The organism is Sphingobacterium zeae (genome assembly GCF_030818895.1).
GTDB classification, from domain to species: Bacteria; Bacteroidota; Bacteroidia; order Sphingobacteriales; family Sphingobacteriaceae; genus Sphingobacterium; species Sphingobacterium zeae.
Map to the genome: position 1 here is coordinate 240,005 of NZ_JAUTBA010000001.1, position 21,775 is coordinate 261,779.

The following is a 21,775-nucleotide window of genomic DNA, read 5'->3' on the forward strand; positions in this document are numbered from 1 at the left end:
TTTTTGTACAATATTACAGTTTTTTCATTGGAATAACTTGTGTTACCTTCCCAGATGGACATTATTCACAGAGAATTTATCCCAAATCAATGATTTGGTCATATTAAACCGATTGCATAAAATACGCTCTTGCCCCATCTCTGCGCTCCAATAAAAAAAACACGAATACGCGTAAAAGCCATCGTGTAACAACAAGTCTTATCTTTCTTAAAGGCAATTAAATTACTGAAAGCAGAGGGAAAGGTTATTCGTATCGTAGCGCATCGACTGGATCCAGTTTAGATGCTTTTGAAGCGGGGTAATAACCCGACAGCATACCGACTAGTCCACATACCGCAAAGCCCATAATAATCGCTCCCCACGGTATAATAAAAGATGTACCGAGCTGCAGGGCCAGGATATTACCGATCAGAATACCGATAAAAATTCCGGCAACACCACCTATCATGCAAATCACAATTGCTTCCATCAAAAATTGTTTACGGATAACACTCGGTGTTGCACCGATTGCCTTGCGTATGCCGATCTCGCGTGTCCGCTCAGTGACCGAAACAAGCATAATATTCATCAATCCGATTGAAGCGCCCACAAGGGTGATAAAGGCAATCACTACAGCTCCTAAAGTGACCATTGCCATGTTTTGCATCAGCATCTGGGCAACCGCATCGGACTTGGTGATTTCAAAATCATTGGTTTGCCTGGACGCCAATCCACGGATATTTCTAAACACGATAGTAGCTTCGCCAATAGCCGCTTCCAATCGCATAGGATCGTTGGAAGAAACCGTGATCACATAGGAGGGTTCGGCACCCTGCATCACTGACCTTGCCTTGATCAGCGGAATAAAACATGCCCTATCTCCCCCCATCCCCGCAGAGGAACCTTTACTTTTTAATACGCCGATAACCAAATAACGGATGTTGTTAACGGTAATAAACTGCCCCACCGGATCGATGATTTCATTGAAAAGCATTTTACTAACTTCACTGCCGATGATAATAACACCACTACCTGTTTCTACCTCTCTAGTGGAAAAATTACGGCCTTCGCTGATAACATAGCCTGATGTCTGTAGATAATTTTCATCGGTGCCTATCAGGCCGATATTGGGATTTGTTTTTTTGGATTGAAATTTTGCAGTCGTATTCCAGCTCACATTGGCACTGACTGATGTCAACGCGTTAAAGTGAAAATCTTGTTTAAATCGAGCGGACTGTGCATAGGTTATATTAGCGAAGACTTTGGAGCGCGTCCCCTCATTTCCGATGCGAACATTGAGCCCCCGGTTGCGAATGTTAAAAGAGTTTGACCCCATCGATGAAAAGGAATCTGTCAGCGAATTCTTCATGGCATCGATCGAGGTCAACACCCCTATAAGGGCCATCATTCCTATGGCAATAATCAGTGCTGTCAGAAATGTGCGCAGCTTATTCCCTACAATAGATTGTAGTGCAAGCTTGACATTCTCAACATAAGACATTTTTACGGCCATAAAGCTAATATTTAGGATTTGTAGGGATGAAAATACTGTAATTCCCGCACAAAACCAAAAAGGCAATTTACTGCCATGGAATAAATTGCCTTTTTGACTGAGACCGCAGCTGTGCATGCTAGCGGATTATGCCGATTTAGCGGCTATTACAGTTCTTAATGAATTCTTTTCCATGTCTCTGTACGACCGAGCAGGCTCACCCCCATATAGCCCCTGATATCAAGCTTATCTCCCTTAAGCGTCATCTTACAGCTATATGTTTTGCCTGATTTGGGATCGTAAATCTTTCCGTCGACGTAGGTACTTCCATCTTTTTCAAAATTGGTCAAGATCTCCAGGCCTTGTACGTTTCTACCCTGTAATGCTTTATCTGGATTTTTTATATCTTTCTTTGGCTGACCCGCTTCGTTGTTAGGAAATTTCAGCCAATACAGTTTACCAAAAAACTTATCGCCTTTTTTGTAAATTTCAACACGGCCTTCGCCACTTGGATTTTCCCATTTTCCGATGATGGGATCTGTTTGCGCAAATAATGTTACCGTAATCAGCAACATTAGGAATGACATCATAATTTTCTTCATGGGTTTATTATTTTTATGAGCAAGTGAAGCTCTGTATAAATTCTTTATAAATAAAGATAAGAAATATTTACTATGCTCGCATATATTCAATATAAAACTACAGTTAGTTACCAATAAAAAAATGATTATCCGATTCAGCCGCTACCCCATAAAAAAGCCTTTTCTTCGCAATACCCAGAATTCATTCGATAAATAAAGTTTGGCATTGGGTTTGCAACATTATAATCATATTATTTCTTTTTTAACTATTTACAAAAATTAGCACATATTATGAAATTTATTATTAGTCTTTTACTTACCGGGTTGGTCGTGGCAGTTGCCTGCTGGCTCGTCCCCGGCGCTCATGTTGCTGGATTTGGCTGGGCCATAGTTACCGGACTTGTTATTGGATTCGTCAATGCAACTGTGGGATCGATTCTACGGTTATTTACGTTCCCCTTAAATTGGCTGACACTGGGCTTGGTATCCTTTATTATTACTGTACTGATGGTTCTGCTTTCAGATTGGCTACTCGGTTCGAAATTTGATGTTGACGGATTCTGGACTGCGGCACTATTTGCCATCGTCGTTGCCCTATTAGAAATGATTGTTGGCAGTATGTCAAAAGATTAAAATACATTATATTACGTAGTTGAAGGTGTTCGAATCAATTGATACGAACGCCTTTTTTATTTCTTAAACCCAGCCTCAGCCTATTAACATCACATCCCTATCTGCAATCCTCTCGCTATTTACGGCAGAAATCGTTAAATTTAATTTTTTAAAAAGAAAACGCTGATATATGTGTGAACACAACCATGAGCATAGCAATGCCACACACGAGCACGCTCTTACCACGAAGGAGCAGCCTTGGTGGATTGCCCAGAGCAAATTGCTCATCGCTCTTGTCATCCTGCTTACTTTACTTCTATTGAAATATGCTTTCAAGATCACTCTTCCACCTGGCATCAGTTTAGCCTTAAATAGCATCGCTTACCTGCTTGCGGGAATACCTGTTATCCTGATGGCTTTCCGTAAGGCAAAAAGGGGGGATATTTTTAATGAATTCTTTTTGATGACTGTGGCGACCTTAGGGGCATTCGCTATTGGAGAATTTGAAGAGGGGGTTGCGGTAATGGTATTCTACCAAATCGGAGAATGGTTTCAGGACACCGCCGTAGACAATGCCAAGAAATCGATCAAATCACTCTTGGATATCCGTCCCGATACCGTTACTGTATTACGAAATGGCCAACAGCAACAGGTAAACCCAAAGACTGTCACAACTGGCGAAATCATCCTGGTAAAAGCGGGTGAAAAAGTGGCGCTCGATGGTAAGTTAAATACAGAAAAAGCCGCATTTAATACCGCCGCTTTGACGGGAGAGAGTAAACCTGATACAAAATATAGGGGTGAAACGGTTTTTGCGGGGATGATTAATTTGGAAACGGTTGTAGAAATCGAGGTCTCCAACAAATTTGAGGATAGCAAGTTGAGCAAAATCCTCGAAATGGTACAAGATGCTACAGCGCGTAAATCCAAAACGCAGTTGTTTATTGCCAAATTTGCCAAAGTATATGTCCCAATAATCTTTGGTCTTGCGCTATTGGTACTTATTGTGCCCCTATGCTTTGTGCAAGACTATAGTTTTAAGGACTGGTTCTATCGCAGTTTGGTCTTCTTGGTGATTAGCTGCCCCTGTGCGCTGGTTGTTTCTATCCCATTGGGGTATTTTGGAGGCATAGGCTTAGCCTCGCGAAACGGAATATTATTTAAGGGAGGCAACTTCCTCGATGCCATTACCGCAGTTGATACTGTAGTAATGGATAAAACAGGGACACTCACAGCGGGGGTATTTGAAGTAACGGAGGTTGTTGCAGTCAATGGAGATCCCCAAGAATTATTGGATTATGCAAAAGCGATAGAGGTACATTCCACACATCCCATTGCGAAGGCGATAGCCAGTTATAATCCAGGCAACACAGCCCTAAAAACGGAAAATATTCAGGAAATTGCAGGCCATGGACTTTGTGCTACGGTGAATGGAAAGCAAACACTAGCAGGCAACAGCAAGTTATTGGACAAATATAACATTAGCTACCCGGATGATTTGAGGAAAATGGTATATTCCATTGTGATGCTTGCCATCGACGGCAAATATGCCGGTTATATAACTGTTGCAGACCGGATTAAACCAGGATCGAAGGCCGTTATTCAGGCGATGCGTGCGGAAGGTCTTTATACGGTCATGTTATCTGGCGATAAAACAGCGGTAGTAAACGAGGTAGCCAAAGAGCTGGGACTGAACGAGGCCTATGGAGACCTCCTCCCCGAGGATAAGGTTAGCCATGTACAGCAACTGCTCGATCAAGGACGCCATGTTGCCTTTGCCGGTGATGGTGTGAATGATGCTCCAGTAGTTGCATTAGCACAGGTAGGCATCGCAATGGGTGGACTCGGCGCTGATGCGACGATAGAAACAGCTGATATTGTCATCCAGAACGATGAGCCAAACAAGATCTTATCTGCTATAAAAATCGGAAAAATAACCCGCAATATCGTCTGGCAGAATGTAATCTTGGCAATGGGCGTAAAGGTCATTGTTTTGATCCTTGGTGCCGGTGGTGTTGCAACACTTTGGGAAGCTGTCATAGCGGATGTGGGAGTCGCACTCTTGGCGATTTTGAATGCTATAAGAATACAGCATAAAGAAGTATGAAAATGAAGTTATCCAAGAAATTAGATCGTAATATCTATAGAAATTAGATCGTTGAAAAATACTTTAGTGAGATACAGCCATAATTAAAAAAAAGGGGGCTGTCCAAAAGTTGAACAGCCCCGCTTCCTATGTTTCATCCATGATCTATTTCAGATCGAGTAAGAAATTTTAGTCCCGCCAAGCCTTATACGCATTGATCAATCCATTGGTAGAAGAATCATGGCTTGAAACCGTGTTGTCATCACTTAATTCCGGAAGGATTTGATTGGCCAACTGTTTACCTAGTTCAACGCCCCATTGATCGAAACTATAGATGTTCCAGATGACGCCTTGCACAAAGATCTTATGTTCATAAAATGCAATAAGTCTTCCCAAAGTACGGGGGGTCATTTTTTTCAATAAGATGGAATTCGTCGGGCGATTACCAGAAAAAACTTTATAAGCTTTAAGTGCTTCTATATCTTGATCTGATTTCCCTGCTTTCTTGAGTTCGGCAACCACTTCTTCCGCTGTTTTACCATTCATTAGCGCCTCGGTCTGCGCAAAAAAATTGGACAGCAACAATTGATGATGATTTCCAATAGGATTAAGACTATTCGCAGGCGCAATAAAATCGCATGGTATCAACTTGGTCCCCTGATGAATTAATTGATAGAACGCATGCTGTCCGTTTGTACCGGGCTCACCCCAGATAATCGGTCCGGTTTGATATTGAACTTGTTCGCCATTCCTATCGATATATTTTCCATTACTTTCCATATCCCCTTGTTGGAAATAGGCAGCAAAACGGTGTAGGTATTGATCGTACGGAAGAATTGCATGACTTTCTGCTTGGAAAAAATTATTGTACCACACACCGAGCAACGCCAATATGACCGGAATATTGGATTCAAAAGAAGTTTCTTTGAAATGAACATCGGCATCGTAGGCACCTTTTAGTAGCTCCTCAAAACGATCAAAACCTATTGCCAGACTGATAGAAAGACCTATTGCTGACCAAAGCGAATAACGTCCGCCAACCCAGTCCCAAAATTCAAACATATTTTGGGTATCTATTCCAAAGCTTTGTACTGCTTGTGTATTGGTGCTCAATGCCGCAAAATGCTTAGCGACGTCTTGTTCAAGAGCGCCACTTGCCAAAAACCAGTCTTTGGCTGTATGGGCATTGGCCATCGTTTCCTGTGTGGTGAACGTCTTTGAAGCAATCAGAAACAACGTGGTTTCAGGATCAACAGCTTTCAAAGTTTCAGCAATATGTGTACCGTCCACATTGGAAACAAAATGTACATTTAAACGTGTTTTATAAGCCTTAAGTGCCTCTGTTACCATTACAGGACCAAGATCTGAACCGCCAATCCCGATATTGACCACATCGGTTATCTCCTTGCCAGTATATCCTTTCCACTGACCAGATAGGATGTTTTCTGTGAAAGCTCTCATCTGCGCCAATACACGTTTAACATCAGGCATCACATCTTGACCATCCACGTAAATGGGTTGATCAGACTGGTTCCGCAAGGCCGTGTGTAAAACTGGTCTATTCTCGGTGACATTAATACGCTCGCCCGAAAACATCGCCTCTATTGCCTCAGCAAGACCGCATTCCTCAGCCAGCCGCACCAAGAGTGCTCTCGTCTCTTCTGTAATGCTATTTTTGGAATAATCTAAAAGAATGTCTTCAAATGCTATTGAAAATCTATCGAAGCGTGCAGGATCTTCTGCAAAAAGTTGGCGTAGCTCTTTTAAATCATTACTATATGGCCCAAATAAAGATCCAAAATGCTGGGTAAGATCCTTAAAGGCTTGCGTCTGTGTAAAGTTAATTTTTGGAAACATCTGTTTTTACTAAAATATTTGTTTTAAACATCAATAAGAGCCTTCTGGATCGCTATAATACACGGATTGTAGCTTCTCAAATGAAGGCTTATTCTGCTGACAATACCAAAACTAAAAAAAAAAGGTCACATATCCCTATTTACCAACGGATATTCAACGTTAAGTTCTTGATAGGGGCATGAATTTATTAATTAAAATTTATACTTTAGCGGATATGACAAAAGAACAAATTCAAGACTTGAGGGATCGTGTGACTTCCCTGAGGAGGCATCTTTGACATCGATGCGCGCAAAGAAGAAATAGAAAGAGATCAAGCGATTACGCTGGAAGCAAGCTTTTGGGATGATTCCAAAGCGGCAGAGAAAATACTTCTGGCCATAAAAAACCAAAAGGTATGGACAGACAACTTCGACGAAGTCGCAGCGGCGGTTGAAGACGCCTATGTCATGTATGAATTCTACCAATCGGGCGATGCAAGCGAAAAGGAAGTGAACGACCAATATCAACTCGCTTTAGAAAAAGTCGAGGAGCTCGAATTTAAAAATATGCTTAGTGCTGAAGAAGATCAGCTGGATGCAATCTTACAGATTACTGCCGGCGCAGGCGGTACTGAAAGCTGCGACTGGGCTGCTATGCTGATGCGGATGTATATTATGTGGGGTGAGAAAAACGGTTATAAAGTAACCGAGCAAGATTCTCAGGAAGGTGATGTAGCCGGCATCAAGAGTGTTACTCTTCAGATATCCGGCGATTTTGCTTACGGCTACCTCAAGGGAGAAAACGGTGTACATAGGCTCGTCCGGATTTCCCCATTTGATTCCAACGCAAAACGCCATACCTCTTTTGCATCAGTCTATGTCTATCCCTTGATCGATGATAATATTGAGATCGATGTGAAAGATTCTGAAATTGAATGGGATACTTTCCGTTCTGGTGGTGCAGGTGGGCAGAACGTAAATAAAGTGGAAACCGCAGTTCGATTACACCACAAGCCTACGGGCATTATTATTAAGAATCAGGAATCCAGATCGCAATTACAAAATAAGGAAAATGCGATGCGTCTATTGAAATCACAGCTATATGAAATTGAAATGCGTAAACGCCAGGAAGCTACAGCTGCTATTGAAGGGAATAAGAAGAAAATCGAATGGGGTTCCCAAATTCGAAACTATGTTTTACATCCGTATAAATTAATTAAAGATTTACGCACAAATTACGAAACATCCAATACACAAGCAGTGTTAGACGGTGATCTCAATGATTTCCTGAAAAATTATCTCATGGAATTTGGCGGGTAAAAAAATAGAAAATTGATGATCCGAAAGACGCCCGCATTAGCGAGCGTCTTTTTTTTTGCCTTATCCTTTCCATTATAATGGTGGCCGTTTTGCTACACAGTTAGTGACAAAAACTGTCAATTTCGTTTAACAAAAAGATAGCAAATGTTAAAAAATCTTAAAAATCCATCCATTAGAATGAAGTCACATTTTAAGTAATTCCCTTTACAATTCAAAATCAAACAACTGAAAACCAATGTCTTACACATAATCTTTTTGTATCAATAACGTTACAATCATGGATTGCATCGTGTTTTTGGCATGAAATAAAGGCATGTGTTTTGCGTTTATGGAATCGTAATATTTTCATTACAAAAGATATCAGAAGCGATATCAAATTAAAGATTGAAAAAACGAATGTGTATCTAAAATAGAACGGTTATGAATTACATGAAAGAAAACTCGATCGTATCCAAGCAGATGACCACGCAATGGCAGCCTGCTGTATATGATGTAAATGCAGCAGAAAAGCGATCTGAAAATAAAGTTCGCAAAGAGGAAGAAAGTAACTTTGGTCCTAAAGAGTATGGTATCGTTGGAGCAACATTTTTCATTTTATTTGCGTCGGTATTTGGCGTATACATGCTTCAACCCGACTTTGATGCGTTACGTTTCCAACGTTTAGATAGTATCGGCGGTACATTTGTGATCGGATTAGGTATATTACTTGCCGTTATTGCTATCAGTTTTTTAATTTTTCTGATTGTACTCCATCGGAAATATAAGCCAATTGCATCGGTATCTGACGAAGAACTGCCTACATGTACTATCATTGTGCCAGCGTATAATGAAGGACAACTGGTATACGATACTTTACATAGCTTGGCAAACAGCGATTATCCAGAAAAAAAATTGCAAATTATCGCCATTGACGACGGTAGTAAGGATAACACTTTTGAGTGGATACAACGTGCCAAAACAGAACTTGGTGACCGCGTAGACATCTATAAACAGCCTAAGAACATGGGTAAAAGACATGCCCTATACCGTGGTTTTAAATTAGGGACCGGTGAGATCTTTATTACAGTTGACAGTGACTCTATTGTGAAGAAGGACACGATACGCAACATGGCAAGCCCTTTTGTAACCAATAAAGAGTGTGGTGCGGTAGCTGGAAATGTACGTGTATTAAACACTAAAAAAGCGATAATCCCTCGCATGCTTAACGTTAGCTTCGTATTTAGCTTTGAATTTGTACGTTCAGCACAAAGTATGTTGGGTACCGTCATGTGTACACCAGGAGCACTTTCGGGGTACCGCAAAGAAGCTGTCATGAATTGTTTAGAAGATTGGATAAACCAGACTTTCATGGGGCAGCCGTCTGATATCGGTGAAGATCGTGCGATGACAAATATGATTTTGAAACAAGGATATCATGTCTTATTTCAATCCAATGCATATGTTTATACGGACACACCTGTACGTTACAAAAATTTATATAAAATGTTTATTCGTTGGGAAAGAAGTAATGTACGTGAGAATATCGCCATGAGTAAATTTGCATTTAAGAATTTCCGTCAAGGTCCTAAATGGGGAGCGCGCATTTTATTGCTAATGCAATGGAAAAAAGTATTGTTATCTTATCCATTGCTATTGCTTATGCTTTGGACGGTATTTCATTATCCATTGATGTTCTTGAGTTCAACATTGGTTGGTATTTTAATATTCTCGAGTATTCAGGCATATTTCTTTGCCTCTAAAAATGCAAACGCCAAAGAAGCTTTCTGGGCTTATAGCTACAGTATATTCTATGCTTTCAGTTTATTTTGGATTACACCATATGCGATAGCAACGGCGGGACGTAGAGGTTGGTTGACAAGGGGATAAAATTAATGCAAAGAACGTATATTTACAGCTATATATGAGAGATTTTCAGGTAAAAAAAATTGCCGTCATCGGCCAAGGATATGTTGGGTTGCCATTGGCAATAGCATTTTCCGATTTTTTCCCGGTGATTGGATTTGATATCAATAAAACACGTATTGAAGAGCTTAAACAGGGGGTTGACCGTACCCTTGAGACTGATAAGAAAGAACTAGCTCGTGTTAGAGATTTGTATGTTACATCAAATCAAAGTAAGGGTTATGATGCGAGTAGTCTTACTGCAGATATTTCAGATGCGAATGTCTATATCGTTACAGTCCCAACTCCCATAGACCGCTATAATTCACCCGATCTATCACCAGTAATCGGAGCATCAAAAATGATTGGCGAATTGTTAAATCCTGGCGATCTTGTTATTTATGAATCGACAGTCTATCCCGGCTGTACAGAAGAGGAATGTATACCGGTTTTGGAGAAATATTCGGGATTAACATTCAATCAAGACTTTTATGTTGGTTATTCTCCTGAAAGGATTAATCCGGGCGATAAAGTTAACTCGCTTCAGAAAGTGGTAAAAGTAACTTCAGGAAGTACACCCGAAGCGGGGTTAGCAGTGGATGGACTATATAAAAAAATTATCGAGGCCGGAACCCACTTAGCTCCCTCAATTAAAGTAGCAGAAGCTGCCAAGGTAATCGAAAATGCACAGCGCGATGTAAATATTTCATTTATGAATGAGCTTGCATTGATCTTTGATCGTGTAGGTATAGATACACAGGATGTATTGGATGCTGCGGGCACAAAATATAATTTTCTCCGATTCAAGCCCGGACTAGTCGGTGGGCACTGTATATCGGTAGATCCCTATTATCTTGCTCAAAAAGCGACACAACTTGGTTATCATCCTCACGTTATATTATCTGGAAGGGAGGTCAATGATCAGATCGCTTCATTCATTGCTTCAAAAGTTGTGAAGCTGATGATTCAGAAAAACATCAAATTTGATGGAGCCAAAGCGCTGGTATTAGGTATTACATTCAAAGAAAATTGTCCTGATATACGAAACAGTAAGGTTATTGACATGATCCACGACCTTCAGGAGTTCGGGTTAAAGGTAGATGCCTACGATCCGTGGGTCAATGTGGAGGACGTAAAATCACATTTCAATATTGAATTGTTATCAACTCTTCCAGAAATTGGTGACTATGATGCTGTAATACTGGCCGTAGGTCATAGAGAATTTTTACACTTAGATCTCAGCAAACTGAAAAAGGAAAATTCTGTTGTATTTGATATCAAAGGAATACTTGATCGAAAATTAGTAGATGCACGATTGTAAGAATTCTGGTAGAAGATAGTTCAATTTCAATTAAAGTGGCGCCGCATCTAACTTTTCATTCGTTAGATACGGCGTTCCCTTTTTCTGTATCATCGAAGCCGATAGGCACACTAATACAACCAACTTACACTACCGGTTTCAACATCATAGTTGGCTCCGACTATTTTAATTTTACCCTCTTCTTCAAGTTTACGGAGAGTTGAACTTTGTCTACGGATGTCTCTAATCGCATGTTTGATGTTCTGCTGATTAAGCTTTTCAAGCAGCTCATTATTCTTTGATGAACGCTCTTCTCCCTCGTCTATCACTTCGTTAATGATCGGATCAAAATGATTAATTAAATGGTTTAGATTGTCCATCCCCATTCCTTCAATCTGCGCAGCGTCCAACCCTCCTTTTAATGCCCCGCATTTGGTATGACCAAGCACAACAACAAGTTTTGATCCCGCTACATTGCAACCAAATTCCATCGAACCTAAAATATCCTGATTGACAAAATTTCCTGCAATGCGAATACTGAAGATATCGCCCAATCCCTGATCAAATATAAGTTCTGCTGATGTGCGGCTATCGATGCAGCTCAGCACGACAGCAAATGGCCATTGCCCTTCGCGTGTAGCATTCACCTGTTCGAGAAGATCGCGGTTTGCTTTTAGGTTATTAACAAATCGCTGGTTTCCCTCCTTCAGGAAATCCAACGCCTTTTCTGGTGTAATCGTCGATTGTGTTTCGTACGTATGTGCCTTCATAAGATTTTATTATTTGGAATATTAAAAGTAAAATTAATATGTTACATTTTAATTACCAACAGGGCTAAATACGTGTAATTTTTACGGTTCGCTTAACAGCACTCTTGCCAGAATAAAGTAAAGGTCTTCATATGCCCATAGACAAGAATACTATCCACTTTGGCAAATAATACTGTGGGGAAAAGCAGTACACTTATTAATAGAAACCACCAATTTTTATTTAGTATGATGTTATCACTGTGTAAAAATTAAATTAAAGGCGACGTCACGCTTTAGATATGACGTCATGTTAAGATACTTTACTATTACTGAGTTTCACTATAAGTGATATCAATCACCTTGCCTAGGCCATCGAATGAATAATAGGTAGAAATGGGGCTCATTAAACCCGGAATACGTAAAAAGTCCAATGTACCGCTGTCATCTGGAAACGCTTCATCGTAGGTACCCACGATCACCGCATACCTCGGTGACGTATAGCGCGCTTCATTGGTCGCGGTGATACGCGACATCGTCCGGTTGGTTTTCAACATAGAGACTTTTCTGCTGCCATAATCCTTCACCATCTTTACTTGTTTGGTGTCCATGTCATATTGGTAAATTTTGCTACCCACACTGTAAAAAAAAGTATCCATACTGCTCATCCATGGTTAAATGATCGGCATCCTTTATCCCTGTCAGTCTATCGGTGACATCTTCCAGTGCGAATAACTGAGATAATATTTGAGTTTAGCGAACTAGGAGATTAAGAGAAAATCTCACTGTTATATAACTGTACAAAAACTTTCCCTCTGATTTTAAAATGCATCCTTCTCCGAAGGTATAACAATTAAAAACTAAAATAATTACAATAATGTTGCTTTAATTTTTTTTATTATAGGGCCATATTCGTGATCAATTTTCTTATTTACAACTTTAAAGAAATATCCGTAAAGCGCGGCAAATACCCCATAATAAAGGCCTAATATTCCTATGACTACCCTATCACTAAAGAACTTAAAAACCATAACGTGAATTCCTGAGGATAAGAATATGCAAAAGCCCAATGATGTAATTAAAAGAAGCATCTTTTTTGACTTAATCTGTTTATATATATTCTTTAGGTAGTCGAACGTCGCTTCATTTACTTGAGATTTCATATCTACAGCCTTTATACTGTAGTAATTATAACCAATTAAAAATATTGAGCCTAAAAATATCAGGCATATACCCAATACAGTTGATGAGCTTCCAATAGAAAAACTGTCATCGAATTTGGTTAAAATAACTAATATACAAATAATGATGACGCTCATAAAAGGAATAATAATCCATAGATTTACTTTGTGTTTCCGGTTGATTTTTTCTAAATCTGATTTAAAAAAATCAAAATTTTTGGTGTTTCTCATTTCTAGTTTTGTTAATTTTTATTCTTGATTTTATTCGATTTAATCTTACGCCTACATTACTTACAGTAATTCCGGTTATTTTCCCGATTTCTTCGTATTTCATACCTTCCAAATGTAAAATGATTAAAAGCCTATCAAAATCTTCGAGCATATTAATTTGATCGTATATAAACTCCAATTGCTGTTCTTTAATTACAGAAATATCTTCTGCAACTATTTCTGCATCCAATTCTTGCAAAATATTCGCATAATGAGATTTCAATTTTTTCTGCTTTCTGATATAAAGCAAACATGTATTCACCGTAATACGATAAATCCAAGTGCCAACAGAAGATATCTGTTTAAACGAATCAAATTTTTCCCAGATAATAATGCAAATTTCCTGAAAAATGTCCTTTGCATCATCATGATTTCCCACATAATTTAAACAGGTAGCATAAATCCTGTTTTTGAAATCATTAATCAATCCGGTTATAATCTCTTTTTTATCCATTTTAGGTTTAGATGCTAAATCAGAGGTTTTATTACATAACTTAAAAAAATTTTCTTTCGGTCTATTAATGATTAAAGCCTTAAATAAGTTTAAGGCTTTAATCATATATGAAAAAATGTTCTTTACTTTTTTGGAAAGTTAAAAATATTCATATTAATTTTTGGATTAATTTTTACCTTCGTAAAACTAAACAGCATAGTTACATTGCCTGTTTTTATTTCAGTGGCATTTGGAAGTAGGATACCCCCATACTTCTGGTAATCTGAATAATTCACTTCTCTGAATTTATCTCTAATTCTTTTAATTTGATAATTTTTGGCAGACATGTATATCTTTACACCATAGCCGTTTTTATATTTAACATACAGAACATAACATTCATCACCTTCAACTTTTTCCTTCCCAATCAAACTGATTTCATTTCCTTTTGCTTTATATTGATAAAGTGGTCCAGCTAAGTCGGTTTGATATAAGTAAGGTTCTATCTCATTTTTTTTTAGTACAGCAGCTTCTTTATTTTCAATATAAGGGTTAATCTGCCAGCCGCTATTATTTTTAATGGCAATAGGCATGGTCTTTCCCGGATACTTAGTTTGCATCTAATATGCACTGTTGTTTATCAAAACAATTTTCTGAGAAAACTCCATATTATTTGTCAAAAGAGTTTGGTCGAGTTCTACGCTTTCCAATTTTGCTAAATTCGATTCTCCCCCGATTACTTCTAAGTGTTTTTTGACAATTTCATCTACTGTTTGGGCCTTAGATTGATTTTGAAATAAGATCAATATGATAATTAAGGATATAGCTTGCTTTAGGAATTAGTGGAATATTTGATGATGTTTCGGTCTTTTCCCGGCTGATGAAGATCCAGAGTTTTCCGTCCACACCCTCGGCAATATCGGTCCATTTTAGCTTCTTCACATCTGCATAGGAAAGTCCTGTGTAGCAACAAAAGACAAAGATATCACGTACATGACCAAGCCTTGGTATCTTGAACAACTTTTCCTCTATCATCCTGAGTTCCGCATCTGTTAGAAACTCCTTCTCTTTGGCCTTTGCCTTGATCTTGTAGAAGGCAAACGGATCATCGGTGATCCATCTGTGCGCAATACAGATTTTGATGATCTTGCGCAGGTGTTTCATGTATTTCGCCACCGATACAGCTGAACACCCCATCGTTGCGCAAAAAGAATTCGTATCCGCTTACAAAACCATGGTCAAGCTTTCTTGTGTCGATATCCTGCGTCCTGTATTTTTCTTCAAGATACCCACTAACATGTGAAAGCGAGGTTTTATATCCTTTTAGCGTATTGGGCTTAAATCCATTACCTAAAAGTGCTTCCATCTGTTCGTTGTGCTCCTTGAATACATCCAAGAAGTTTTTGCGTTTGACATCTTTTCCCTGAAATCTAAGTTTAAGGGACTCTGCTGTAACTTCTTCTCCTGTCGCTATCATAGTGCTATGGATCGTACTTACTTTACTCACAAGTGTATCAAGATAACTATTGAGGGTTTTGACAGTCTCGGTGGTACCCTTTGCCCGATTGGCTTTGGAATTCCATTTGGAGGGATCACACTCCCGTCCTGTAGACACTTCTTTTGGGATACCATCGACTGTAATCCGCATGTAGATTGGCTTGGGGCCACTAACATAATTTTTTGGTTTCTTCAAGTAGAAGAGCAAGGAATAATTTGTACTCATGACAACATCATTTAAGTGAAACAAATGTAGCCTTGTAACTAAAACGGATCAAGTTGTTCTATTTTTAAATATGTTGATTTTTAACTAGTTAAACCATTTTCAGTGAGTCAGTATATGAGAGGAAATGACTCACTGAATGACTCACTTTTTTATTGGGAGTTCATATAGGTTTTGTAGATACTGAAAAACAAAAAAGCCTGCAAACATTTAATTTGCAGGCTTTTCTATGTGTTGACTTTTAGATCTGTAGCCCGTAGGGGAATCGAACCCCTGTTTCAAGAATGAAAATCTTGCGTCCTAACCCCTAGACGAACGGGCCGTTTTCTGTTTCGGTGTGCAAATATAGAAATATTTGTAAATCTGCCAAAATTATTCTATTTTTTTTATTCATTTTTTTTGAAATAGATTATAAAACTCGCTAGAATAGCTATATTTAAAGTCATTGAAAAAGTAACCAACATGACTAATTTTAAAAAAATTAAAAAACCGCTACTCTATGCTGGACTGGGCTTGGCCTTATTAAGTCAGGATGCCTATGCCCAAAAAACTGGAGCAATCGCCGATCAGCTGCAAATCACCTGGAGGGTTCAGGAAGGACAGCATATCCGTAAAAATCCGGTATCCACCATTATCTTAAAAAACAATGGAACAAGTGCTGTTCAACTCAATGACTGGAGCCTTTGGTTTAATTTTATCCGATCTATTGATCCTGAAAAGGTCGACAAACGTTTCGCAATAGACCACCGAAACGGCGATCTTTTTCAGGTTAGCTTTAAGAAAAATAATTTTGTATTGCCTGCTCAGGATAGTGTACACATCGATTTTATAACAACAGGGCTAGTCAATTACACCGATGGACCCATTGGTCTATACCTAAAAAATAACCATACTGGGCTGGCCACCAATATTTCAGATTATTCTGCTGTTAAAACTGCTCCTCAATCGGAAGCTGAAAAAACAGACTACTTCGCATATAAATACGACCAAAACAAGCTCGTAGAAGGTGTCACCGCACAAAGTATCATCCCCTTACCAAGCCACATTAGTGTCAACATCAACGAAAAGTTTAATGTGTCGACAGGTACAAAACTTTTTGTAGCTAATGAATTTGCTAGCGAAGCGAGATTCCTGACAGATTTCTTTTCAACATATTCAAGTATTAAGCTAACGGCTTCAACTAGCCCGCAGCGCGGTATTGAAATCGTAAAAGTTAACACCTTAAAACCCGAATCCTATCGATTATCAATTACTGCTGATGGTGTAAAAATAGAAGCTTCAGATAAAGCTGGTGCTTTCTATGCCATTCAATCATTAAAATCATTGATTAATCATAGTCAGTGGAATAAAACTACAAAATCCATTGCATTACCGCACAGCAATATTGAAGATTCCCCACGCTATGGATACCGCGGATTTATGCTGGATGCCGCCCGTAATTTTCATAGTAAGGCCGAGGTTTTAAGAATATTGGATCTCATGGCTGCTTACAAGTTGAATAAGTTCCATTTCCACTTCATTGACGACGAAGGGTGGCGCCTGGAAATTCCATCCCTCCCTGAACTAACCGCTGTCGGAGCCAACCGTTCGGCCAATTTTGACGATGGTAAAGCAATACAGCCCGCTTATGGATCTGGAGCGACGACCAAGCCGCACCAATTCTACAGTGTGAATGACTATATCGAAATTTTAAAATACGCTCAGGAACGACATATCGATGTGATCCCAGAGGTAGAAACACCTGGCCATGCTCGTGCAGCGATCAAAGCTATGCGTGCACGTTTTGCGCATTATTCAAAACTTGGCGATAAGCAAAAGGCAGAAGAATATTTACTGGATGATGCAGAAGACAAATCCGTTTACAACTCTGCACAAAACTGGAATGATAATGTTATGAATCCCGCGCTACCATCAACGTATCATTTTCTAAGCAAGGTGATCGATGAAATCAAAGCCATACACGATCAAGCTGGGGTTCCATTGAAAATTATCGATTTGGGAGGTGACGAAACGCCGAGTGGTGTTTGGGAAAAATCGCCAAAAATATTGGCTTTTATGAAGGAAAATAATATCGCCAATGTACTCGACGTATGGCCGCTGTATATTTCCAAGATTAATGCCCTGGTTCAAGAAAAAGGACTGACGATGTCGGGATGGGAAGAGATGGGCATGCGCAACAAAGGCAATGGCATGGTTGTAAATGCGGATCTGGGAAAATCAGGCATCCATTTAAATGTATGGAACAATCTGCCCGGACAAGGACAGGAAGACCTCGCCTATCGATTGGCCAATGCTGGCTACAAAGTTGTTTATACGAGTGCAGCAAATAATTACCTGGATATGTCATGGGATCGTGACTTTGCAGATCCGGGACATAGTTGGGTAGGCACTGTCAATCTGAATAGAACTTATTCCTTCTCCCCTGAAAATTTCTTCATCAACTTAAGAAAGGATGACACAGGAAAAGATTTTAGACCAGAGGCATACACCGATAAAGAACAGCTTACAGCGGAAGGGAAGAAAAATCTCCTCGGGATCAAAGGTGCTTTATGGTCAGAAAAGATCTCTACTGACCAGCGTCTCGAAGAAATGATATTTCCACGTTTAATCGCCATCGCCGATCGCGCCTGGGCCCCAGAACAAGCCTGGGAAAAAGGGAATTCTTTTGACGAAGCTACGTATCGCAAATCGTATACTGCCTTTATCAAAAAGCTGGGCGAGGATGAATTGAGAAAACTGGATAGGATAAATGGAGGCTATACTTATCGACTTCCAAAAATTGGAATTAAGAAAGAGGGCAACCAACTCCTTATCAATACCGATTACCCGGGTTTTAAAGTCTATTATAGCGACAACGGCAGTATGCCAACACAAAAATCCAAAATAGTGAATGGCCCGATATCATTCCAGCCTGGAAAGAAATACGTATTTAAAGTATATGATGCCAAAGGACGATCAGGCGATGTAATCAGCTACTAGTTTACAAAGTGCCCTATTATACTTATAGCGTACTTTTGAACTAATAATGAGGCCTTTATAAAAAAAATCCCTGCTTCGATCTTAAAGCAGGGATTTTTGTTTATAGATAGTCTCGCATATACGAACTAACGTGTTAATCAAATTTCCATCTTACGAAGGCTTCAATAGCCTCATAGTTCGCTAAACCTAATTGATCATATAAAGCTGCTGTTTCGCTCGTACGATCTTCTGCACGTACCCAGAATTCACGTGGATCATCACCTGGGAATACAGGTAAGTCTTTCTGAGACTGATGCTTAAAGATAGCCAAACGCTTGCGATAAACTTCTTGTGGAGATAAAGGAACAGCCATTTGGATTTCATGAATTGGATATTCATGCCATGCTCCTCGGTATAACCACAACCAGCAATCTTTGGTCCACTCATCTGTTTTGCTCAATCTATTTAATGCTTCAAACAAAATGTCAAAACATACTTTATGTGTACCATGCGGATCAGCAAAATCACCTGCAGCGAATACCTGATGTGGTTTTACATGACGCAATAACTCCATTGTCTGCTGGATATCATCTTCGAAAGATACATTTTTCGAAAACTTCTGTCTATCATAGAAAGGTAGATCCTGGAAGTGGATATTTTCATCCGGCAAACCTACTAAACGAGCTCCCGCGATTGCCTCCCCTTTACGGATCAATGCTTTGATTTTACGAACCAGTTCGGTGTCAATCTGATTCGGTTTTTTTGTTGCAAAAATTGCTCGTTCCTCATCGTAAATCCGACCAATCTGGGCAGCCTCTGAATCGGCTCCGATCTGTTTAGCGAGATCTTCGGCAAACTCCAGATAACGTACCACATCATCGTCCCAAACCGCTGTGTTACCACACGTCTGATAAGCAACATGTACATTGTGTCCTTGGTCTGCCAGACGAATAAATGTTCCTCCCATAGAGATCACATCATCATCAGGATGCGGAGAAAATACAATCACATTTTTCTTGGCTGGATTGGCTCGCTCAGGACGTTGTGAGTCGTCGACATTGGGTTTACCTCCAGGCCATCCAGTGATCGTATGCTGAAGTTCATTAAATATACGGATATTGATATTGTATGCAGGGCCAGTTTCTGTAACCAACTTCGCCATACCATGTGCATTATAATCCTCGTCGGTAAGTTTCAAGATTGGTTTCTTGATTTCTAACGCTAACCAAACAACAGCTTTCTTAATGAGCGAAGGCGTCCAAGTAACGTCTTCTGCCAACCAAGGAAGATCAAAACGTGTCAGCAACGAAGCAGCGGCTTCATCCAATATAAATTCAACATGGTCGGACAATTGAAGATAAGTTGCAGGAATCTCTGCGGAGATTTCACCTTCAACGGCTTTTTTAATGATCTCAGCTTTTGTTTCGGTCCAAGCCATTAAAATGATTTCTCTTGCCTTGAAGATTGTTCCCACTCCCATGGTAATTGCTTTTGTCGGTACATTTTCTTTTCCACCAAAAGCACGGGAAGCATCACGACGAGTCAAATCATCCAAGGTGACCACACGTGTGCCTGAATTAGGCGCAGAGCCTGGTTCATTGAAACCGATGTGGCCTGTACGGCCGATACCTAATAATTGAATATCTAAACCTCCTGCCGCTGTAATTTTCTGCTCGTAAGCCGCACAGAAAGCATTCACTTGGTCAGGAGCTAAGGTACCATCTGGAATATTTACATTTGCCGGATCGATATCTACGTGTTCGAACAAGTTTTTGTTCATAAAGGTAACATAGCTCTGATCGGCATCAGGTTGCATAGGATAGTATTCGTCAAGATTGAAGGTAATCACGTTCTTAAAGCTTAAACCTTCTTCTTTATGCAAGCGAATCAGTTCTTGGTAGACTTTTACCGGTGTGGCACCAGTAGCAAGGCCTAGAACAGCCTTCTCACCTTTCTCTTGCTTTGCACGAATAATTTCAGCTATACGATTTGCAACGTTTTTCGAAGCTGAATTTTGATCTGGATAGACGCTCACAGGGACTTTTTCGAAGCGTGTCTCTTCCAATAAATTTAATCTAGCCATTTTCTATGGGTATATTGATAAACGTGAATTACAAATTTATAAAATTAGTGACTCAAGTTGAAGTAAAATTTTAATAAAGTAGTTCTTTCTTAGCAATATTTTAAATAAAACCTTTTAGCTGTATTTTTAGCTTAGAAATAGCATTAAATTTGATTCAAAATCGCTATCGCATTTGCTAATGTTTCATCTTTCTTCGCAAAACAAACGCGCAAAACCTGCTGATTTGTCACTTCCTTATAGAATGCAGACAGTGGAATTGTCGCTATCTTATGTTGTGTCGTTAACGAGCAAGCAAATTCAAATTCCTCTTCATTGCTAATGCCACTATAATTTATATTCAAGAAATAAGTCCCTTCACACGGAAGAATCGTAAAGCGCGACCCCTTTAGCCCATCTCTCAGCAGATTTCTTTTACCCTCAAAAAAACTGGATAATTCCCGGATATAGCTAATATCTTCCAGATATTCAGCAATAGCAAACTGCATGGGTGCATTTACACTAAAAACATTAAATTGGTGAACCTTTCTAAATTCATGCGTCAGCTGCGGTGGCGCAACGCAATAGCCAATTTTCCAGCCGGTAGTATGCAACAACTTCCCGAATGAGGCGACAACAAAACTGCGTTCACGCAAAGTGGGTATTTCCAGTACCGACTGCGAAGATGCCCAGTCAAACACAATATGCTCGTATACCTCATCGCTCAGCAATAGGATGCTAGTCCCCTCCAATAGAGCGCCCAACTTAATCAGTTCTTCTTTACCCAATACTTTCCCCGTTGGATTATTCGGATTATTGATAATAATCAGCCGCGTTTTGCTATTCATTAAAGTTGCGACATAATCCCAGTCAATCCGAAAATCGGGCGCCAATAATCGGACGGGCACAACCTTACCGCCGAACAATTCGACTGTTGGTGCATAGCAATCGTATGCAGGTTCAAATATAATAACCTCATCCTCCGGTTTAACTACGGTAGCAATAGCCGTAAAAATGGCTTGCGTCCCCCCTGAGGTAATGGTTAATTGTTCCGTTGCATCGACTTCAACGTTATAAATCTGATCGTATTTTTTGACTATCGCATCCCGTAGGGCCTGTGCTCCAATCATTGGTGCATATTGGTTGTTTCCTTTTTCCATCGCCTTAGTAACCAATTTTACCAACCTCGGGTCGGTCTCAAAATCGGGAAAACCCTGGGAAAGATTTAATGCCTGATGCGCATTGGCCAGCGTTGTCATTTTGGTAAAAATCGTCGTACCGACATGTGGAAGTTTAGAGGTTAGGTTGAAGTTCATTTTTTG

General features: G+C 39.7%; 18 protein-coding genes and 1 tRNA gene. 6 read left to right on the plus strand and 13 right to left on the minus strand.

The window, feature by feature from the left end; all coding sequences use genetic code 11:
- Positions 1-244 precede the first annotated feature (244 nt).
- Entirely contained in the window at positions 245-1,492 is a 1,248-nt protein-coding gene (locus QE382_RS01000; protein WP_307184330.1) for an ABC transporter permease, read from the minus strand.
- Between the two features lie 155 nt (positions 1,493-1,647).
- Positions 1,648-2,073: a DUF2147 domain-containing protein gene (locus QE382_RS01005; protein WP_293880058.1), complete on the minus strand. Its 426-nt coding sequence runs from the start codon at positions 2,071-2,073 to the stop codon at positions 1,648-1,650.
- 270 nt (positions 2,074-2,343) lie between these two features.
- Between QE382_RS01005 and QE382_RS01010 the strand changes: the two genes are divergently transcribed.
- Both QE382_RS01010 and QE382_RS01015 read left to right on the plus strand, forming a co-directional pair.
- Complete coding sequence (locus QE382_RS01010) at positions 2,344-2,685, plus strand: phage holin family protein (protein ID WP_307184331.1); 342 nt, start codon at positions 2,344-2,346, stop codon at positions 2,683-2,685.
- A gap of 169 nt (positions 2,686-2,854) precedes the next feature.
- Positions 2,855-4,771: a heavy metal translocating P-type ATPase gene (locus QE382_RS01015; protein WP_307184332.1), complete on the plus strand. Its 1,917-nt coding sequence runs from the start codon at positions 2,855-2,857 to the stop codon at positions 4,769-4,771.
- Between the two features lie 168 nt (positions 4,772-4,939).
- Here the strand turns inward: QE382_RS01015 and pgi are convergent, their stop codons facing one another.
- The gene (gene pgi / locus QE382_RS01020) at positions 4,940-6,607 is read right to left on the minus strand and encodes a glucose-6-phosphate isomerase (RefSeq protein WP_307184333.1); all 1,668 of its coding nucleotides are present in this window, start codon (positions 6,605-6,607) and stop codon (positions 4,940-4,942) included.
- A gap of 214 nt (positions 6,608-6,821) precedes the next feature.
- On the opposite strand from pgi, the gene prfB reads away from it, so the two are divergent.
- The 3 genes from prfB (at position 6,822) to QE382_RS01035 (ending at position 11,107) form a co-directional block, all read left to right on the plus strand.
- A protein-coding gene (prfB, locus tag QE382_RS01025) for a peptide chain release factor 2 (RefSeq protein ID WP_307184334.1) occupies positions 6,822-7,905 on the plus strand; the annotation gives its coding sequence in 2 pieces (ribosomal slippage) (positions 6,822-6,881 and positions 6,883-7,905; 1,083 coding nt in all).
- Positions 7,906-8,325: 420 nt separating this feature from the next.
- The gene (locus QE382_RS01030; RefSeq protein WP_307184335.1) at positions 8,326-9,771 is read left to right on the plus strand and encodes a glycosyltransferase family 2 protein; all 1,446 of its coding nucleotides are present in this window, start codon (positions 8,326-8,328) and stop codon (positions 9,769-9,771) included.
- Positions 9,772-9,805: 34 nt separating this feature from the next.
- On the plus strand, positions 9,806-11,107 hold the full coding sequence (locus QE382_RS01035) for a nucleotide sugar dehydrogenase (protein WP_307184336.1): 1,302 nt from the start codon (positions 9,806-9,808) through the stop codon (positions 11,105-11,107).
- A 110-nt stretch (positions 11,108-11,217) separates the two neighbouring features.
- Here QE382_RS01035 and QE382_RS01040 read toward each other — a convergent pair whose 3' ends face one another.
- The 8 genes from QE382_RS01040 to QE382_RS01075 form a co-directional block, all read right to left on the minus strand.
- Entirely contained in the window at positions 11,218-11,856 is a 639-nt protein-coding gene (locus tag QE382_RS01040) for a carbonic anhydrase family protein (RefSeq protein WP_294185561.1), read from the minus strand.
- Positions 11,857-12,161: 305 nt separating this feature from the next.
- On the minus strand, positions 12,162-12,491 hold the full coding sequence (locus tag QE382_RS01045) for a hypothetical protein (RefSeq protein ID WP_307184337.1): 330 nt from the start codon (positions 12,489-12,491) through the stop codon (positions 12,162-12,164).
- Positions 12,492-12,701: 210 nt separating this feature from the next.
- On the minus strand, positions 12,702-13,244 hold the full coding sequence (locus QE382_RS01050) for a hypothetical protein (protein WP_307184338.1): 543 nt from the start codon (positions 13,242-13,244) through the stop codon (positions 12,702-12,704).
- Positions 13,222-13,842: an RNA polymerase sigma factor gene (locus QE382_RS01055; RefSeq protein ID WP_307184339.1), complete on the minus strand. Its 621-nt coding sequence runs from the start codon at positions 13,840-13,842 to the stop codon at positions 13,222-13,224. Before QE382_RS01055 ends, QE382_RS01050 begins: the two co-directional genes overlap by 23 nt.
- 17 nt (positions 13,843-13,859) lie before the next feature.
- On the minus strand, positions 13,860-14,336 hold the full coding sequence (locus QE382_RS01060; protein ID WP_307184340.1) for a LolA-like protein: 477 nt from the start codon (positions 14,334-14,336) through the stop codon (positions 13,860-13,862).
- A gap of 160 nt (positions 14,337-14,496) precedes the next feature.
- A complete protein-coding gene (locus tag QE382_RS01065; protein WP_307184341.1) occupies positions 14,497-14,880 on the minus strand; it encodes a site-specific integrase in 384 nt (127 codons plus the stop codon).
- A complete protein-coding gene (locus tag QE382_RS01070; protein ID WP_307184342.1) occupies positions 14,822-15,439 on the minus strand; it encodes a phage integrase SAM-like domain-containing protein in 618 nt (205 codons plus the stop codon). Before QE382_RS01070 ends, QE382_RS01065 begins: the two co-directional genes overlap by 59 nt.
- A gap of 247 nt (positions 15,440-15,686) precedes the next feature.
- Positions 15,687-15,758: transfer RNA gene (locus QE382_RS01075), tRNA-Glu, on the minus strand.
- Positions 15,759-15,898: 140 nt separating this feature from the next.
- Between QE382_RS01075 and QE382_RS01080 the strand changes: the two genes are divergently transcribed.
- Positions 15,899-18,415 (plus strand): family 20 glycosylhydrolase, encoded by a 2,517-nt coding sequence (locus tag QE382_RS01080; RefSeq protein ID WP_307184343.1) that lies wholly within the window; start codon positions 15,899-15,901, stop codon positions 18,413-18,415.
- Positions 18,416-18,548: 133 nt separating this feature from the next.
- Here the strand turns inward: QE382_RS01080 and nagB are convergent, their stop codons facing one another.
- On the minus strand, positions 18,549-20,477 hold the full coding sequence (gene nagB, locus QE382_RS01085) for a glucosamine-6-phosphate deaminase (RefSeq protein ID WP_307184344.1): 1,929 nt from the start codon (positions 20,475-20,477) through the stop codon (positions 18,549-18,551).
- A 143-nt stretch (positions 20,478-20,620) separates the two neighbouring features.
- Positions 20,621-21,769, minus strand: a complete 1,149-nt coding sequence (locus tag QE382_RS01090) for a methionine aminotransferase (protein ID WP_307184345.1) — start codon at positions 21,767-21,769, stop codon at positions 20,621-20,623.
- Positions 21,770-21,775 lie beyond the last annotated feature (6 nt).

Coding starts and splice junctions, on each gene's coding strand:
- QE382_RS01010 (WP_307184331.1), top strand. CDS start 2,344: ATGAAATTTATTATTAGTCTTTTACTTACCGGGTTGGTCGTGGCAGTT.
- QE382_RS01030 (WP_307184335.1), top strand. CDS start 8,326: ATGAATTACATGAAAGAAAACTCGATCGTATCCAAGCAGATGACCACG.
- QE382_RS01000 (WP_307184330.1), bottom strand. CDS start 1,492: ATGGCCGTAAAAATGTCTTATGTTGAGAATGTCAAGCTTGCACTACAA.
- QE382_RS01055 (WP_307184339.1), bottom strand. CDS start 13,842: ATGATTAAAGCCTTAAACTTATTTAAGGCTTTAATCATTAATAGACCG.
- QE382_RS01040 (WP_294185561.1), bottom strand. CDS start 11,856: ATGAAGGCACATACGTACGAAACACAATCGACGATTACACCAGAAAAG.
- QE382_RS01015 (WP_307184332.1), top strand. CDS start 2,855: ATGTGTGAACACAACCATGAGCATAGCAATGCCACACACGAGCACGCT.
- QE382_RS01080 (WP_307184343.1), top strand. CDS start 15,899: ATGACTAATTTTAAAAAAATTAAAAAACCGCTACTCTATGCTGGACTG.
- QE382_RS01090 (WP_307184345.1), bottom strand. CDS start 21,769: ATGAACTTCAACCTAACCTCTAAACTTCCACATGTCGGTACGACGATT.
- QE382_RS01065 (WP_307184341.1), bottom strand. CDS start 14,880: ATGAAACACCTGCGCAAGATCATCAAAATCTGTATTGCGCACAGATGG.
- QE382_RS01035 (WP_307184336.1), top strand. CDS start 9,806: ATGAGAGATTTTCAGGTAAAAAAAATTGCCGTCATCGGCCAAGGATAT.
- QE382_RS01045 (WP_307184337.1), bottom strand. CDS start 12,491: ATGGATACTTTTTTTTACAGTGTGGGTAGCAAAATTTACCAATATGAC.
- QE382_RS01050 (WP_307184338.1), bottom strand. CDS start 13,244: ATGAGAAACACCAAAAATTTTGATTTTTTTAAATCAGATTTAGAAAAA.
- nagB (WP_307184344.1), bottom strand. CDS start 20,477: ATGGCTAGATTAAATTTATTGGAAGAGACACGCTTCGAAAAAGTCCCT.
- QE382_RS01005 (WP_293880058.1), bottom strand. CDS start 2,073: ATGAAGAAAATTATGATGTCATTCCTAATGTTGCTGATTACGGTAACA.
- pgi (WP_307184333.1), bottom strand. CDS start 6,607: ATGTTTCCAAAAATTAACTTTACACAGACGCAAGCCTTTAAGGATCTT.
- QE382_RS01070 (WP_307184342.1), bottom strand. CDS start 15,439: ATGAGTACAAATTATTCCTTGCTCTTCTACTTGAAGAAACCAAAAAAT.
- QE382_RS01060 (WP_307184340.1), bottom strand. CDS start 14,336: ATGCAAACTAAGTATCCGGGAAAGACCATGCCTATTGCCATTAAAAAT.